This window comes from Arthrobacter sp. 10T425 (assembly GCF_056393985.1).
The window spans coordinates 169,183-185,903 of the sequence record NZ_JBFTGZ010000005.1; the positions used below are offsets into that span (position 1 = coordinate 169,183).

General features: G+C 67.6%; 14 protein-coding genes and 1 tRNA gene. 8 read left to right on the forward strand and 7 right to left on the reverse strand.

Annotated features, from left to right (window positions below; all coding sequences use genetic code 11):
• Positions 1 to 130: 130 nt before the first annotated feature.
• On the reverse strand, positions 131 to 298 hold the full coding sequence (locus tag AC1DDH_RS08095; protein WP_476955206.1) for a hypothetical protein: 168 nt from the start codon (positions 296 to 298) through the stop codon (positions 131 to 133).
• A 92-nt stretch (positions 299 to 390) separates the two neighbouring features.
• Here AC1DDH_RS08095 and AC1DDH_RS08100 point away from each other — a divergent pair, with 92 nt between their 5' ends.
• Positions 391 to 1,356: a GlxA family transcriptional regulator gene (locus AC1DDH_RS08100; RefSeq protein WP_079554497.1), complete on the forward strand. Its 966-nt coding sequence runs from the start codon at positions 391 to 393 to the stop codon at positions 1,354 to 1,356.
• 24 nt (positions 1,357 to 1,380) lie between these two features.
• Here AC1DDH_RS08100 and AC1DDH_RS08105 read toward each other — a convergent pair whose 3' ends face one another.
• The 6 genes from AC1DDH_RS08105 to AC1DDH_RS08130 all read right to left on the reverse strand — a co-directional run bounded on the left by AC1DDH_RS08105 (position 1,381) and on the right by AC1DDH_RS08130 (position 6,153).
• Complete coding sequence (locus AC1DDH_RS08105; RefSeq protein ID WP_230007827.1) at positions 1,381 to 1,677, reverse strand: protealysin inhibitor emfourin; 297 nt, start codon at positions 1,675 to 1,677, stop codon at positions 1,381 to 1,383.
• Positions 1,678 to 1,721: 44 nt separating this feature from the next.
• Complete coding sequence (locus AC1DDH_RS08110) at positions 1,722 to 2,795, reverse strand: M4 family metallopeptidase (RefSeq protein WP_476858842.1); 1,074 nt, start codon at positions 2,793 to 2,795, stop codon at positions 1,722 to 1,724.
• Positions 2,796 to 2,985: 190 nt separating this feature from the next.
• Positions 2,986 to 3,058: transfer RNA gene (locus AC1DDH_RS08115), tRNA-Arg, on the reverse strand.
• Between the two features lie 182 nt (positions 3,059 to 3,240).
• Positions 3,241 to 4,824, reverse strand: a complete 1,584-nt coding sequence (locus tag AC1DDH_RS08120; RefSeq protein WP_476955207.1) for an FAD-dependent oxidoreductase — start codon at positions 4,822 to 4,824, stop codon at positions 3,241 to 3,243.
• Complete coding sequence (locus AC1DDH_RS08125) at positions 4,821 to 5,693, reverse strand: FAD:protein FMN transferase (RefSeq protein WP_476955208.1); 873 nt, start codon at positions 5,691 to 5,693, stop codon at positions 4,821 to 4,823. The genes AC1DDH_RS08120 and AC1DDH_RS08125 overlap by 4 nt, the downstream gene beginning before the upstream one ends.
• A gap of 22 nt (positions 5,694 to 5,715) precedes the next feature.
• Positions 5,716 to 6,153, reverse strand: a complete 438-nt coding sequence (locus AC1DDH_RS08130) for an FMN-binding protein (RefSeq protein ID WP_476848838.1) — start codon at positions 6,151 to 6,153, stop codon at positions 5,716 to 5,718.
• Positions 6,154 to 6,349: 196 nt separating this feature from the next.
• On the opposite strand from AC1DDH_RS08130, the gene argS reads away from it, so the two are divergent.
• From argS to prfA, 7 genes are all read left to right on the forward strand, one after another.
• Positions 6,350 to 8,014 (forward strand): arginine--tRNA ligase, encoded by a 1,665-nt coding sequence (gene argS, locus AC1DDH_RS08135; protein WP_476955209.1) that lies wholly within the window; start codon positions 6,350 to 6,352, stop codon positions 8,012 to 8,014.
• A 5-nt stretch (positions 8,015 to 8,019) separates the two neighbouring features.
• The gene (gene lysA, locus AC1DDH_RS08140) at positions 8,020 to 9,498 is read left to right on the forward strand and encodes a diaminopimelate decarboxylase (protein ID WP_476955210.1); all 1,479 of its coding nucleotides are present in this window, start codon (positions 8,020 to 8,022) and stop codon (positions 9,496 to 9,498) included.
• The gene (locus tag AC1DDH_RS08145; protein ID WP_476955211.1) at positions 9,499 to 10,815 is read left to right on the forward strand and encodes a homoserine dehydrogenase; all 1,317 of its coding nucleotides are present in this window, start codon (positions 9,499 to 9,501) and stop codon (positions 10,813 to 10,815) included.
• Entirely contained in the window at positions 10,816 to 11,922 is a 1,107-nt protein-coding gene (gene thrC, locus AC1DDH_RS08150) for a threonine synthase (RefSeq protein WP_028276075.1), read from the forward strand. It begins immediately after the preceding gene.
• Positions 11,923 to 11,924: 2 nt separating this feature from the next.
• Positions 11,925 to 12,911, forward strand: coding sequence for a homoserine kinase (gene thrB / locus AC1DDH_RS08155; RefSeq protein ID WP_476857521.1), 987 nt, complete (start codon positions 11,925 to 11,927; stop codon positions 12,909 to 12,911).
• Between the two features lie 319 nt (positions 12,912 to 13,230).
• Complete coding sequence (rho, locus tag AC1DDH_RS08160; protein ID WP_476955212.1) at positions 13,231 to 15,387, forward strand: transcription termination factor Rho; 2,157 nt, start codon at positions 13,231 to 13,233, stop codon at positions 15,385 to 15,387.
• Positions 15,388 to 15,645: 258 nt separating this feature from the next.
• On the forward strand, positions 15,646 to 16,719 hold the full coding sequence (gene prfA / locus AC1DDH_RS08165) for a peptide chain release factor 1 (protein ID WP_079554478.1): 1,074 nt from the start codon (positions 15,646 to 15,648) through the stop codon (positions 16,717 to 16,719).
• The last annotated feature ends 2 nt before the right edge of the window (positions 16,720 to 16,721 follow it).

Consider the following 16,721-nt stretch of genomic DNA (forward strand, 5'->3'; position numbering starts at 1 on the left):
TGTGCGGTCCTATTATCGGGTCCGGTTGCTGCAGCCGGGCTGTTCCGTTGCTGCTTCCGGCCCGGCGCATAGTGAGGGCCCGGCTTGATGAGCCGGGCCCGATGGGCGTGTGGGCAAAACGTGCGCGGACTTAGAAGTTCCGCAGGGTGTAGTTGACGCTCGGCAGGTCCCGGGCCATCCAGTACTCGTCCGAGCGGACGGGCGGGGTGTGACCGAGGCCGTCCTTCCGCAGGGCGGAGATGGTGGCTGCGAGGCCGGCGATGATCAGGACGATGACGGCGATTCCGAGGAGTTCCATACCTCTATGGTTCTCCGGTCCAAGAACTAAAAGAAGTGGCAGAAATGCCCAAAAAGCTATAATTTCTGCCACTGTTCTGTCAGGATGAAGTCATGATCAAATCAGTGGCAATGATCGTGGTTCCCAACTTCTCGATCTTCGAGTTCGCGACGGCTTTCGAGGTCTTCGGCATCGACCGCTCGGACCGCGGAAACGGCGTGCCCGCGTTCGATTTCCGCGTCTGCGCGCCCGAGCCGGGCGACGTCCCGCTCAAGTCCGGCCTGTCCATGCACGTCGGCCTCGGGCTGGAAGCAACTGCGGACGCCGACCTGGTGGTGATGGCGCCGTACGGCCGGGACGAGGACGTTCCCGAATCCGTCCTGGAGGCGCTGCGGGCGGCCCATGCCCGGGGCGCCTGGGTGATGTCCATTTGTTCCGGTGCCTTTGCCCTGGCCCGGGCAGGCCTGCTCGATGGCCGCCGATGCACCACGCACTGGCATTACTCCCAGGAACTGGCCAGCCGATACCCGGCCGTGCTGGTGGATGAAAATGTCCTCTACGTCGAGGACGGCCGGATCATCACGAGTGCCGGCACCGCCGCGGGGATCGATGCCTGCCTGCACCTGGTCCGCGTGGAGTTCGGCGCCAAGGTGGCCGCCGCCATCGCCCGGGACATGGTGGTCCCTCCGCACCGGGACGGCGGCCAGGCCCAATACATCGACCGGCCCATTCCGCAGTGCGGCTCGGAACCCATGGAGCAGCTGCTGCAGTGGATGGTCCGGCACCTGGACGAGGAACACGCAGTCAACGAGCTGGCGGCCAGGGTCCATATGTCGCCGCGGACATTTGCGCGGCGCTTCCGTGCGGAAACGGGGGCCACCCCGGCGGCCTGGCTCAATTCCCAACGGGTGCTCCGTGCCCAGGAGCTGCTGGAAACCACGGAGCTCAATATCGACGAAATCGCGAGGGAATCCGGCTTCGGACATTCGGTCCTGTTGCGGCACCACTTTACGAAGGCGCTGGACACCAGCCCGCAGTCCTACCGGCGCACGTTCCGCGGGCACCTGGCCACGGCGTAGCGGGCCCCGGCCCGGCAGGAGCGTCTAGGCAAAGCCCGGCGGCGCCGATTCCTCGGCCGCGGCCCGTGCGCATTCGACGAGGTCGCGCCACGGGCCCGTCAGTTCACGCTCGGGCAGGACCGCCCGCCGTTGATCGGCCCGGATGCTGTACATGAACCGGTCCGGCTGGCCGGATGTCCCGCTGGTCCCGGCGACGTCGTCCCAGGGGCAGGCCTCAATCAGCGGCTGCCACCGGTCGGTGTCCTCGGGCGGCTCGGGCCGGACGGTCCACGTCCTTTTCATTCCGGCCACGCCGCCACTGCGCTGGACAGTTATCTTCATCGGACTCGGACCTTCATCGGACTCGGATCTGCAGGGGCCTGGGCTTATCGTCGGGCTCCCGGGAGCTTGACCTTCACAGTTTCCCACGCGGAGCGCACGGCGTCATGTTCCTTGGAATCCTCGCCGAAAAGCTCCTTGGCAGAGGCGGCTGTGGCCTTGGCGAAGGCACCGAACGTGGCGGTGGGGGACAGCTTGCCGCCCGTCAGGGTCTCGTACCAGATCTGTGCCGGTGCGTCCCAGGCATTGCCGCCGAGGGCGGTGGCCACCAGGCAGAACGCGCGGTTGGGGATGCCGGAGTTGATGTGCACGCCGCCGTTGTCCGCGCTTGTGCGCACGTAGCCGTCCATCGAGTCCGGCTGCGGGTCCTTGCCGAGCACGTCGTCGTCGTATGCCGTTCCCGGAGCCTTCATGGAACGCAAGGCGGCCCCCTGCACCTGGTCGGTGAAGAGACCTTCGCCGATCAGCCAGCTGGCCTCCGCCGTCGACTGCTTCCGCACATACTGCTCAACGAGGGCCCCGAAGACATCGGACATCGATTCGTTCAGGGCGCCGGCCTGGTTGCGGTAGACCAGCCCGGCCGAGTACTGGGTCACGCCGTGGGTGAGCTCGTGGCCAATGACGCTCAGGGATTTCGTGAACCGCCCGAAGACCTGGCCGTCACCGTCGCCGAAGACCATTTGCTGGCCGTCCCAGAAAGCGTTGTCGTACAGGCGGCCGTAGTGGACCGTGGCATCGAGGTGCAGGCCTTTGCCGTCGATCGAATTGCGTCCGAAGGCCTCGGCGTAGAGGCGGTGGGTGTGCCCCAGTCCGTCATAGGCCTCGTCGGCGGCGGGATCGCCGGTGGGCGGTTCGCCTTCTTTGCGGACCACGCTTCCGGGCAGCTTCTCGGTGGACTTGGCGTCGTAGACCGTCCGTTCCGGCGGGGACGGCTTGAGTTCCCGCAGGCCCGGACGGCTGCCGGGCCCGGGCACTGCGCGGGAGGCCTGGAACCCCGGGACGTGTTGCAGGGCCTGCTTTGCCCCGTGGGCGGCCCTGGAGAGCTCCGGCTTTTGCTGTGCGGCCAGCCTGCGGAGCAAATAGGGCGGAACGATGGAACAGTACACAGTTGAGAAGAACATTTGAGACCCCCTTCATGCTTCGGAGCCGGCAGGGTAGCCCGCCACCGATGAAAACAGCCTACGAGGGAGCACCGACAATCGGCAGGGGCAAAGCCGCTGGATTTCCGCGGTCTTTTGGCGGGATTCAGGGCACAAAAAACCCCGCCGTTTCAATGAAACAGCGGGGTTTGCCGGCGATGCCGGTATTTTGTGCCCTCGATTGGAATCGAACCAACGACCTTCTGCTCCGGAGGCAGACGCTCTATCCCCTGAGCTACGAGGGCAGTCAGGGTTCCTGCCGTTACCGGCGGGACGTCCTAGAGCTTAGCAGGAAGGTGGCCTCCAACGGAAAACCATGGAAAACGGTCGCTCATTTGTGGAGTCAAGTGGCGGTCCAACGCGGCCTATGTGCGGGGTCCGCAGCTTGGCCGATCCCGCGGTTTGGCCGGTCCGCTCAGCAGCGGCGTCAGTAGCCGGTGAACGTATCCACATGGACCCGGCGGGCGCCCGCGCCACGGGCCGCGGCCCGCAGCGAACGCACGCTGGCGGGCGAGCCGGAGATGAAGACTTCCCGGCCGCCGATGTCCGGCACCAGGTCCTTGAGGGCCGCCGCGTCAATCCTTCCGGCGCCTGCGTCCTCCATGTTGGCCGGCGGCGCCGAACCGTCGGCCAGCCGGGCCACGATGCGCGCCCCCGAGCGCTGGAGCTCCTCGGCGTAGCCCAGTTCGGCGGCACTCTTGGCCAGGTACAGCAGGACAACGTCGCGGTCCCCGGCCGGGTTTCCGGCCGACGCCCCGGCCAGCTGGGCCACATACGGGGTGATCCCGATTCCGGCCGCGACGAGCAGCACGGGGGTGGCCGGGTCCCGGGGCAGGACGAAGTCGCCGCTCACCGTGGTGGCGGTGAGCCCGGCGCCGGGTGCCAGGGACAGCAGCGAGCGCTTGGCTGAGGACACCGGTTCGGCCGTCCCCACCCCGATCGTCAGCAGGGAGGCTCCGGGGGCGCTGGTCAGGCTGAACACGCGCCGGATTCCCTTGCCGTCACCCTTCCCATCGCCCCTGGCGGCGCGAGCGTCGCCGGCCGTGTCCGGGGGCAGGTGGAGCTCCAGGGCCTGTCCGGGAGCGAAGCGCACCGGACGTTCCGGGCGGAAGCTGAATTCCGTCGTCGTGGGCGTCAGCGGACGGCTCGCGACGAACGCCAGCCGGACCCCGCCCCGCTGTCCGACGGCGAAGGCAAGCGCGTTGCCCGCGAGCAGCGCCAGCTCGGGGGAGTTGGCCACAAACCCCAGGTTGTAGGGGACGGCAAACAGTGCCCCGACGACGGCGGCCAGCGCCAGCTGCTGCCAGCGCCGCGGGGGCAGGGTGAGCGGCTCGGTGAGCATGAACCCGACGAAGAACAGCACCGGCCGCTGCGCGAGCGTCTGCCACAGGGCCTCGGGGAGATTCATCCCGGCCTGGAGCAGATCGGCGGCCACGATGGACACGGCAACCACGGTGAAGACGGCGGCCATGGCGAACTTCCGGGTCCGGTAGAGCACCAGCAGCACCCCTGGCAGCACCAGCCAGAGCATGGCCGGCGTCGCGGCCCACCAGGTGGCAATGTTGAGCCCGGTCAGCCCGGCCAGGAACGCGCCCGCCGCGGCCGGATTGAAGATGTGCCGGCCGCGCCAGGCCAGCGCATACTTCGAGGCCGAGGCCAGTACGCAGGCCAGGGCGGCGCCGGCGATCTCCGCCAGCTGGAGGCCCTGGGTCAGCTCGCTCGGCCAGAAAAGGAAGTACAGCAGCAGGCCCGTGATGAGTGAGGATTCCGTGTGCGGCCGCACACGGAACAGTGCGGCCAGCCCCTGGCTGGAGGCGCACGTCAGGCCAAGGCACAGGGCAAGGTGGGCCAGCATTTCCGGCAGCCCGAACGTCAGCCAGCCCAGCACATTGAGCAGCAGGCTGTAGCCGGCCAGGACGGCCAGGACCCACAGCACCAGCCGGTACATCGTGAGCCGGCCCAAGGCGGTGTCCAGCCTCGAACCGAGGGCGGTGGCGGTGATGGCAGTCATGAGAACAGGGCCCCTTCGAAGTCGGCTGAATATTCCGCGTGCCCGTCCGCATAAACCGTGAGCCAGGCGCAATCGAACTCCTGCTCCAGCCGCGGACCGTCGACAAAGAACAACGCAGTGGCCAGCGCATCCGCCACCATCGCGGTCCCGGCCATGGCCCAGCTGGCGACAACGGTACGCACCGGCGCTCCCGTGGTGCCGTCCAGGACATGATGGAACCCGTCGCCCCAGGCGCGCCGGTTGGCGGCGGAAGCGCACAGGGCACCGGCCCCCAGCTGGACGGTGCCGATTGCCCGGGTGGGATCGTAGGGGTGCTCGAGGGCAACCGCCACCGGATCCGGCCCCGGATTCAGCAGGTCCCCGCTGGCATCGATGAAATGCCCGGCGCAGCCGCCGTCCCGGAGCTGGGCGGAGAGCAGATCGGCCAGCTGGCCCTTTCCGGCCGCGCCGACGTCGATCACCACCGGAACCGTGGTGGTCAGCGCGGTGCCCTGCCAGTCCAGCGCATCCTCCCACCGGGGCGCGGGAAGCGGCGCACCGCCCGGGCGCAGGGTGTAGGTGGCGTCGTAGCCCAGGCGCTCCAGGCTCCCGCCGATGAGCGGGGTCATCGCACCCCCGGTGAGCCGGTACAGGGTGCCGTACAGCTCGCCCAGGGCGGCCCCTTCGGCGGGCAGCTCAATGCGGCCAGGCGTCCGGGCTGCGTCGGCAATGAGCGCATCGGGGCGGAACCGGGACCACGCGGCGTCGTACTCCGCCACCGTGGCGAGCAGGTCGCGGCGGAGCTCGCCGGAGAGCCGGGACGGGGTGGAAATCTCCCAGCGGGTCCCGATCCCGTCAAAGCTGAAGTGCGCCCAGCCCGGATGCGCCACGATTCCTCTGTCCCTTGTTGCGCTATTGGGCCTGTGACTTGATCTTCGCCACGGCCTGGTTGAAGCCGCCGCTGGTCAGCGAGGATCCGGCCACTTTGGAAACCTTGATCTCGTCGAGCTTCTTGCCAACAACCTGGGACTGGATGCCGCCGGCGAACTCGCCCTGGAACTTTCGGGTGTTCGGATTCGAGGGGTGCTGCGTGATCTTCACGTCGGACACGGCACCGCCGGCCAGCGTCAGCTCCACGCCCACGGTCTCAGTGCCGTTGGGGGAGGTGTAGTTCCCGTCGGCGCTGTACGTGCCGTCCTTGTAGGAACCGGTACCGGCGGTCCCGGAAGCTGCGGGCGGCGCGGCCTCTGCGGCCGGGGCCTGCGCAGAAGGGGCGCAGCCAGCCGCAGTTCCGGCCACGGAGAGGCCGGCAATGCCGACGAGGACGCTTTTGCGGAAGGCGGTATTCATGCGGGACTCGATTCTTTGCGGGGATCGGACAGCGAACAATGTGGAGGCACTGACACGGTTGCAGACGTTGAATTCAGGGTAACGGTTCACCCTGGGCGCGAGGCCTTGATGACCTTGGGTATTCCCGTAACCGGCCCCGCCGTCATGCCGGGCGCCAGATTCCGCCGCACTCCGGGCCCACCGGTAGGCTAGAAGTGTGACCCCAGAAGAACTCTCCCTCGCCATATCCGCCTGCCTGAAGGACGCCGTCGCCGCCGGTGACATAGCCCTCTCCGAGGCCGACATCCCGGATGAGGTGCGCGTGGAGCGCCCCAAGAACAGGGACCACGGGGACTGGGCCACCAACGTCGCCCTCCAGCTGGCCAAAACGGCGGGCATCAACCCGCGGGAGTTCGCGTCCGTCCTGAGCGCCCGGCTCAAAACGATCGACGGCGTGTCCGCGGTGGACATTGCCGGCCCCGGCTTCCTGAACATCACGGTGGACGCCGCTGCCGCCGGTGCCCTCGCCAAGGCGATCGTCGAGGCCGGTGCGGCCTACGGCACCAACACCGCGCTCGCCGGGCACGTGGTCAACATGGAGTTTGTCTCGGCCAACCCAACCGGACCGCTGCACATCGGCCACACCCGCTGGGCCGCCCTCGGCGACGCGATCGCCCGCGTCCTCCGGGCCTCCGGTGCCGACGTCACTGCCGAGTACTACATCAACGACGCCGGTTCCCAGATGAACGTGTTTGCGAACTCCGTGTTCGCCAGGCTGCACGGCCGGGACGTGCCCCAGGGCGGCTACCCGGGCCAGTACATCGCGGACCTCGGCCACGAGGTGCTCACCGAGCACCCGGACATCCGCGAACTCACCGAAGTGGCGGCCCTGCCGGTGATCCGGGGCGCCGCCTACAAGGCGCAAATGCATGACATCAAGCAGACGCTGGCCGAGTTTGGCGTCGACTTCGATGTCTACTTCTCCGAGCAGGAGCTCCACGACGCCGGCGCGATCGAGGACGCCGTCGCCCGCCTGCGCGAACAGGGCCACGTGTTCGACGACGGCGGCGCGGTCTGGTTGCGCACCACCGACTTCGGCGATGACAAGGACCGCGTGATGGTCCGCGCAAACGGTGAGCCCACGTACTTCGCCGCCGACGCCGCCTATTATCTGTCCAAGAAGGACCGCGGCTACACCGAGAAGATCTACCTCCTCGGCGCCGACCACCACGGCTACATCAACCGGCTCAAGGCCATCGCGGCAGCCGCCGGGGACGACCCCGAGATCAACATCGAGGTCCTGATCGGCCAGCTGGTCTCCGTCAACGGTGCCAAACTGTCCAAGCGCGCCGGCAACATCATCGAGCTCAAGGACCTCATTTCCTGGCTCGGCAAGGACGCCGTCCGGTACTCGCTGGCCCGGTTCCCCGCCGATTCGCCGCTGACGCTGGACCCGGAGCTGCTGAAGAAGCACAGCAACGAAAACCCGGTGTTCTACGTCCAGTACGCCCACGCCCGCTCCCGCGGCGCCGCCCGCAACGCCGTGGCCGCCGGCGTGGAGCGCCGCGTGGACGGCATAGACAGCTTCAACGCCGCCCTACTGGACCACCCAACCGAAAACGAGCTGCTCTCGCACCTGGGCAGCTATCCCTCGATCGTGGCCAAGGCCGCTGAGCTGCGCGAGCCGCACCGCGTGGCCCGCCACCTCGAAGTGATCGCCGGCGCCTACCACCGCTGGTATGACGCCTGCCGCGTGGCGCCGCAGGGCGAGGAGCCCATCACCGACACCAACCGCACCAGGCTGTGGCTCAACGACGCCACCAGCCAGGTGCTGGCCAACGGACTGGAACTGCTGGGCGTCTCGGCGCCGGAACGGATGTAACCGCCATGACCGCGAATTCAGGACAGTCCCCGCTCGCCCCGGACTGGCTCGAGGTCCCCGCCGACCTCAATGCCCTCCACGAACCGCTGTGGGCGGGCGGTGTTGCGCGCAACGACGACGGCGAGCTCACCATCGAGGGGCTGACGGTCAGTGAGCTTCAGCGCCAGTACGGCACGCCGCTGTTCGTGCTGAGCGAGACCGATTTCAGGGCCCGGGCCCGGGCGTTCAGCGACGCCTTCAATGACGCCTTCGCCGATATTTGCGGGGGAGTGGACGTCTACTACGCCGGCAAGTCCTTCCTGTGCACCTCCGTGGTCCGCTGGGTCGAGGAAGAGGGGCTGCGCCTGGACACGGCGTCCGGCGGCGAACTCGCCGTGGCCTTCCGCGCCGGCATCCCCGGCGCCGACGTCGCCCTGCACGGGAACAACAAGTCCGACGGCGAAATCCACCGGGCGCTGGACATGCAGCTGGGACGGATCGTGGTGGACAGCCTCGACGAGCTCGAACGCGTCGCGGCGATCGCCGCCAACCGGGGCGACACCGCCAGGGTGATGCTGCGGCTGACCCCCGGAGTGCACGCCCACACCCACGAATTCATCGCCACGGCCCACGAGGACCAGAAATTCGGCCTGTCCATGGCCGGGGACTCCACGGACCAGGCCGGACTGTCCGCCGCAGAGGAAGCCGTGGCCGCGGCCACCGGGCACGCCAGCATCGAACTGCTGGGCCTGCACTGCCACATCGGCTCGCAGATCTTCGAACCGGACGGCTTCGCCCTCGCCGCCGAGAGGCTGCTGGACTTCCTGGCAGCGATGCAGTCGAAGTACTCCATCGTGCTGCCCGAGCTTGACCTCGGCGGCGGCTACGGCATCGCCTACACCCCCGTGGACACCCCGCGCCCGGCCGCCGAAATCGCGCAGGCGATGGCCGCCGTCGTCCGTTCCAAATGCGCTGCCCTCGGCATAACCGCCCCCCGGATTTCGATCGAACCGGGCCGCGCGATCGTCGGAAGCACCACCTTTACGCTGTATGAGGTCGGCACGCTCAAGACCGTCCGGGTGGATACCCCGGCCAATGCTGGTGCCGCGGCCGGCGACGACGGAGCCGGGGACGTTACGCACCCGCGCCGCTATGTGTCGGTGGACGGCGGGATGAGCGACAACCCCCGGCCGGTGCTGTACGACGCGGATTATTCGGCGATTCTCGCCTCGCGGAGCTCCGACGCGGCGCCGCAGCTGTCCCGAGTGGTGGGCAAACATTGCGAGAGCGGCGACATAGTTGTTAGAGATGTATATCTGCCCGAGGACGTGGCAGCCGGTGATCTGCTTGCTGTACCGGGGACCGGCGCCTACTGCTGGGCCCTGTCAAGCAACTACAACTATCTGGCCCGGCCGGGCGTTATCGCTGTCAGCGACGGATCTGCCCGGCTCATTGTCCGCGGGGAAACCGAAGAAGATTTGCTCAACCGCGACATGGGAGTCTGAATGTCTGAATTGCGAACCCTGAAAGTGGCCCTCCTGGGCTGTGGCAACGTTGGGGCCCAGGTTGCGCGGATTCTCATTGACGACGCCGACGCCCTCGCCGCGCGCACCGGCGCCCGGCTGGAACTGCAGGGCATCGCGGTGCGCAACCTCGATGCCAAGCGCGACGTCGAGCTGCCGCAGGAGCTGTTCACCACTGACGCCGAAGTCCTCGTCAAGGACGCCGACCTCGTCATTGAACTCATGGGCGGCATTGAGCCGGCCCGGACCCTGATCCTGACCGCCATGCGGCACGGTGCCTGTGTTGTCAGCGGCAACAAGGCGCTCCTGGCCCAAGACGGCCCCACACTGTACGAGGAAGCGGACAAGGCCGGGGTGCAGCTGTCCTACGAGGCCGCCGTGGCCGGCGCCATCCCCATCCTGCGGCCCATCCGCGACAGCCTGTCCGGCGACCGGATCACCCGGGTGCTCGGGATTGTCAACGGCACCACCAACTTCATCCTCGACCAGATGGACTCCACCGGCGCGCAGTTCGCCGACGCGCTGGCCGAGGCCCAGCGCCTGGGCTACGCGGAAGCCGACCCCACGGCCGACATCGAAGGCTACGACGCCGCCGCCAAGGCCGCGATCCTCGCCTCACTGTCCTTCCACACGCGGTTCGCCCTGGAAGACGTCTCGTGCGAGGGCATCACGTCGGTCACCGCGGCGGACATCGCCGCCGCCAAGGAAGCCGGCTTTGTCATCAAGCTGTTGGCCATTGCCGAGAAATTGGTTGACGAGGACGGCAAAACCGGCGTCTCGGTCCGTGTCCACCCCACGCTCCTGCCCCGCGAGCACCCCCTCGCCGCTGTCCGCGGTGCCTTCAACGCCGTCTTCATCGAAGCCGAGAACGCCGGCGAGCTCATGTTCTACGGCCAGGGTGCCGGCGGCACCCCGACGGCGTCCGCCGTGCTGGGCGACCTCGTCTCCGCGGCCCGCCGCATTGTCCTGGGCGGCCCCGGCCGGACCGAAACCACCACGGGGCACGTGCCATCGCTGCCCATCGACGCGGCCGTCACCAGCTACTACATCGGACTCGACGTCGCGGACCAGCCCGGCGTCCTGGCCAGGATCGCGCAGCTTTTCGCCGAGCACGGCGTGTCCATCGAAATCATGCGGCAGACCATTCACCGCGACGCCGACTCCAACGTGGAATCGGCCGAGCTGCGGATCGTGACACACCGTGCACGCGAAGCCGCACTTGCAGCAACCGTCGAGGCCGTCAGGCGCCTGGACGTCATCAATTCCGTTACATCCGTACTCCGGGTAGAAGGAGTCTAAGTGGCTCACCAATGGCGCGGTGTCATCCGCGAATACGCCGACCGTCTTCCTGTCACGGAAGCGACCAAGGTCATCAGCCTGGGCGAGGGCGGCACCCCGCTCGTGCACGCCCGCCACCTCTCCGAGCTGACCGGCAGCACCGTATACCTCAAGGTCGAAGGCATGAACCCGACCGGTTCCTTCAAGGACCGCGGCATGACAATGGCCATGACGGCAGCGGTGGCTGCCGGCGCCAAGGCCGTGGTCTGCGCCTCCACCGGCAACACCTCCGCCTCCGCCGCGGCCTACGCGACGGCGGCCGGGCTGCAGTGCGCGGTGCTGGTCCCGGAGGGCAAGATCTCCATGGGCAAGCTCAGCCAGGCAGTCGCGCACGGAGCCACGCTGCTGCAGGTGGACGGCAACTTCGACGACTGCCTCGACATCGCCCGCAAGCTCGGCGAGTCCTACCCGGTGTTCCTGGTCAACTCCGTCAACCCGGCCCGGATCGAAGGCCAGAAGACCGGCGCCTTCGAAGTGGTGGATTCGCTCGGCGACGCCCCCGACTTCCACGTGCTCCCGGTGGGCAATGCCGGCAACATCAGCGCGTACTGGAAGGGCTACAAGGAATACGCTGCGGCGTTTGAGTCGCCCACCGCCGGGTCGCTGCCCGCAGTGTCCACCAAGACACCCGTCATGTGGGGCTTCCAGGCCGCAGGGGCGGCGCCCTTCGTGGCCGGCCACCCCATCACCGAGCCCGACACCATTGCGACCGCCATCCGGATCGGCAACCCGGCCTCCTGGGACACCGCCGTGGCGGCCCGGGATGAATCCGGCGGCGTGATCGAGGCCGTCACGGACGAGGAAATCCTGTCCGCGCACCGGTGGCTCTCCGCCCGGGAAGGCGTTTTCGTGGAGCCCGGCTCCGCTGCCGGCGTCGCCGGGCTGATCAAGAAGCACGCGGCCGGGGAAGTGCCGGCGGGTAAGACGATCGTGATCACGGTGACCGGTCACGGCCTCAAGGACCCGCAGTGGGCCCTGCGCACCGAGGACGGCAGCGACGTGCAGCCGGTCAAGGTCTCCAACGACGTCGTCACCGTCGCCGCAGCACTGGGACTGGAAGAAAAATAACGTTGGAAACAACCGTCACCGTCCCGGCCGAATCAGCTGCCGGCTCCCCGGCTGTTCCGGCGGGCCAGCTGGTCACCGTGCGTGTCCCGGCCACGAGCGCCAACCTGGGCCCCGGGTACGACAGCCTCGGCCTGGCCCTCTCGCTGCATGACACGCTGACCGTGGAAACCCTGGCCAGCGGTGAACTTGAATTCGAGCTCAGCGGCGAGGGTGCCGAGTCCCTGCCCCGCGACGCGACGCACCTCGTGGTCAAGGCCCTGACCGAGGCCCTGCACCGCCTTGGGTTCCGGCACGAAGGCCTGCGGATCACGGCGGACAACGTCAACCCGCACGGACGGGGCCTGGGCTCATCGGCCTCGGCCGTGGTGGCGGCCGTCAGCGCCGCCAATGCCCTGGTCCCGGAGGCCTCCCGGCGTGGCCGCGACTGGATCCTGCAGCTCACAAGCGAAATGGAAGGCCATCCGGACAACGTTGCACCCGCCATTTTCGGCGGACTGGCGCTGTCATGGCAGGACAGTGACCAGTACAGCAGCACGTGCGCGTCCGTGGCCGCCTCGGTGATCCCCGTGGTCGCCGTCCCCGACTACGAGCTCTCCACTGAGGCCGCCCGGGCCCTTTTGCCGGCCTCGGTGGGCCACCATGCCGCGGCCATGAACTCCGGCCGCGCCGCCCTGTTGATCCATGCCCTGACCACGAACCCGGAATTCCTGCTGCCCGGCACCGAGGACTACCTGCACCAGAGCTACCGCGCCGAGGCCATGCGGCCCAGCGCGGAACTGATCGGCGCGCTGCGCCGGGCAGGGCACGCCGCCGTCGTATCCGGCGCCGGACCCACCGTGCTGGTCCTGGCCAACGGCGAAGCGGAAGCCCGTGAGGTTGTGGACTTCATCGGCGCCCACACCGCGGGCAACACGCCGGAAGTGGGCTGGCGCGTGATGAAGCTGGCCGTGGACGTTGAAGGTGCTAAAGTGGAAGTGCACCGGCGGTAAATACGCAGGCGGTAAATTTTTAACCGTTGTAAGACCGCGATGTTGGCCACGTAGCCTCTCTCATCTTTCACTGCGCAATATTTTCCGGTGCCACCTGCTTTCGGTCTGACGCAGGAATCAGCAGAATTGATCTGCCCCCTGAAACTCAGCCCGCCGTTCCTCATTTCTCGGATCGTGCATGGTGAAGCAATATCCGGCCCTGCTGGCCGATATACATCCGGCAAGGCCGAAATCCCGGCTGCAGATCTGAACTGCAGCCCAGATCAAATCACCGCGTCCAGCTCTTAGCCTGGACGCCGTCGAGGGGGAAGGATCCTTCGTGACCGAAACCACTGAGCTGTCTCCGGCTGTGGATACATCTTCTGCTGCCGAATCAACGGCAGCACCCGCCAAGAGCAGCGGCCTTGCAGGCCTTAAGCTCGCCCAGCTCCAGGCCCTCGCCAGCCAGCTGGGCATTTCCGGCGGTTCCCGCATGCGCAAGGGTGATCTGGTCACGGCCATTTCCGCCCACCGCGCAGGCACCCCGGTAAGCAAGGCTCCGGCCCGCGCTGCCGAAAAGGCGAGCGACAACGGCACTGTGTCCCACGCAGCGGCCCCGGCAGCTGCGCCCGCAACAGCGCCCGCCGCCGATGACGCCCCCGCCCAGGAAAGCCCCCGCGCCCGTCGTGGCCGCAGCCGCCGCGCAGGCAGCGACGGAGTCGTCACGGCGCCCGTTGTTGAGGCACCCGCCGCCGCCCCGGCTGAAGCCCCCGCGGTTTCCACCGACTCCGGCGCCACTGCCGAATCCGGTTCTGCCGTTTCCGGGACCGAAGGCAGCGACCGCACGAGGCAGCCGCGCACCCGCAACCGCCGCCGCGGCGAAGCCGCAGCCCAGGCCACCGAGGCCGGCCAGACCGCCGTCGAGGCCCAGGCCGAACAGCCCGCCATTGAACAGCGTGAACAGCGCACTGAACAGCGCGAACAGCGCACTGAACAGCGCACTGAACAGCGCGAACAGCGTGAACAGCGCACCGAACAGCGCGAGCCCGGCAGCGAAGACGGCCAGCGCCGTGACACCCGCACCCGTGGCGGCCGCGACGACTCGGCAGGCACCCGCGAGAGCACCCGCGACAGCGATGATTCTGACGGCGGAAGCCGCCGGAACCGCCGCAACCGTCGTGACCGCAACGACCGCGGTGACCGCCAGGGCCAGCAGGACAACCGCGACAACTCCTCGCGCAACGACCGCTTCCGCGACCGCAACGACCGCCGCCGCGGGCGTCAGCAGGGACCCGACGTCGACGACGTCGAGGTCACCGAGGACGATGTCCTGCTGCCGGTCGCCGGTATCCTCGACGTGCTCGAGAACTACGCGTTCATCCGCACCTCCGGTTACCTGCCGGGCCCGAACGACGTCTACGTCTCCCTCGCCCAGGTCAAGAAGTACAACCTGCGCAAGGGCGACGCCGTCGTCGGCGCCATCCGTGCACCGCGCGAAGGCGAAGCCCAGCAGGGGAATCAGCAGCAGTCCGCCCGCCAGAAGTTCAACGCCCTGGTCCGCGTCACCTCGGTGAACGGCAAGACGCCGGAAGAGCTCAAGGACCGCGTCGAATTCGCGAAGCTCGTCCCGCTCTACCCCTCCGAACGCCTGCGCCTCGAGACGGACCCGAAGAAGATCGGCCCGCGCGTCATCGACCTCGTGGCCCCGATCGGCAAGGGCCAGCGCGGTCTGATCGTTTCGCCGCCGAAGGCCGGCAAGACGCTCATCCTGCAGTCCATCGCCAACGCCATCACCACCAACAATCCTGAGGTCCACCTCATGATGGTGCTCGTTGACGAACGTCCCGAAGAAGTCACGGACATGCAGCGCACCGTCAAGGGTGAGGTCATTGCCTCCACCTTCGACCGTCCCGCCGACGACCACACCACCGTGGCCGAGCTTTCCATCGAGCGCGCCAAGCGCCTCGTGGAAATGGGCATGGACGTTGTGGTGCTCCTGGACTCCATGACCCGCCTGGGCCGTGCCTACAACCTGGCAGCACCGGCCTCCGGCCGCATCCTGTCCGGTGGTGTGGACTCCGCAGCGCTGTACCCGCCGAAGCGCTTCTTCGGTGCAGCCCGCAACATCGAAAACGGCGGCTCGCTGACCATCCTGGCCACCGCGCTCGTCGAGACCGGTTCCAAGATGGACGAGGTCATCTTCGAAGAGTTCAAGGGCACCGGCAACATGGAACTGCGCCTGTCCCGCCAGCTCGCGGACAAGCGCATCTTCCCAGCCGTGGACGTCAACGCGTCCGGTACCCGCCGTGAGGAAAACCTGCTTTCCCCCGAGGAAGTCAAGATCATGTGGAAGCTGCGCCGCGTCCTGTCCGGACTCGAAACGCAGCAGAGCCTTGAGCTGCTGACCAACAAGATCCGGGAGACCCAGAGCAACGTCGAGTTCCTCATGCAGGTGCAGAAGACGACGCTTGGTGCGAAGTCCGATAACGACAAGTAGCTGGCTTTCGCCGCTCAAAATATGCCGGCCCCGCCCCTACGCCGGGTGGCCAACGATCTGCGATCGTTAGCCACCCGGCTCCGGCAGGCCCGAAGCCACTCCCTGGCCGGCATATTTTGAGCGGCTTCTGGTTTAACTCACCACCCCCTGGCCGGAGCAACGCGGGGTCACCTACGGCCCATCAGGGCCGCCGGAATGGGCGGTAAGTGACCCCGCGTTGCAGTAACTAGACTTGAGAGAGTCGAAAGAGGTTTGAAAATGTTTGAGTCCGTACAGGGCCTGTTGGATGAGCACGACTCTATCCAGGCTCAGCTGGGGGATCCTGCTGTCTACGCTGACCAGCGGCTGGCCCGGAAGCTGGGGCGGCGTTCTGCCCAGTTGAACGGCATTGTGGAGGCCTACCACCGCTGGGAAGGCATCCGCGATGACCTGGCCGCTGCCAAGGAAATGGCGGACGAGGACCCCGAGTTTGCGGCCGAGGTGCCCGAGCTGGAGGCCGCGCTGGAGCTGGCGGCGGCCAAGCTGCGCCGGCTGCTGATCCCGCGCGACCCGGACGACTCCCGCAATGTGATCCTCGAGGTCAAGGGCGGCGAAGGCGGCGACGAGGCAGCCCTGTTCGCCGCGGACCTGCTGCGGATGTACAGCCGTTACGCGGAATCCCGCGGCTGGAAGACCGAGATCATCTCTGCCACCGAGTCGGACCTCGGCGGGTACAAGGACGTCCAGATGGCCGTCAAGGGCAGCTCGAACGATCCGGCCGAAGGCGTGTACGCCCGGCTCAAGTTCGAAGGCGGCGTGCACCGGGTCCAGCGTGTTCCCGTCACCGAATCCCAGGGCCGCATCCACACCTCGGCCGCCGGCGTGCTGGTGCTGCCCGAAGTGGACGAGCCCGAGGAGCTCGAGATCAACCAGAACGATCTCAAGATCGACGTCTACCGCTCCTCCGGTCCCGGCGGGCAGTCGGTCAACACCACCGACTCCGCAGTGCGCATCACGCACCTTCCCACCGGAATCGTCGTCGCCATGCAGAACGAAAAATCGCAGCTGCAGAACCGTGAGGCCGGCATGCGCGTGCTGCGTGCCCGCATCCTGGCGCACCAGCAGGAGCTGATCGACGCCGAAAACTCGGCGCAGCGCAAGTCGCAGATCCGCACCATGGACCGCTCCGAGCGCATCCGTACCTATAACTACCCGGAAAACCGGATTGCGGACCACCGCACCGGTTACAAGGCCTACAACCTGGACCAGGTCATGAACGGCGACCTGGAACCGGTGATCCAGTCGGCCATCGAATTGGACGAGCAGTCCCGGCTCGACGCCATCGGCGAATAGGC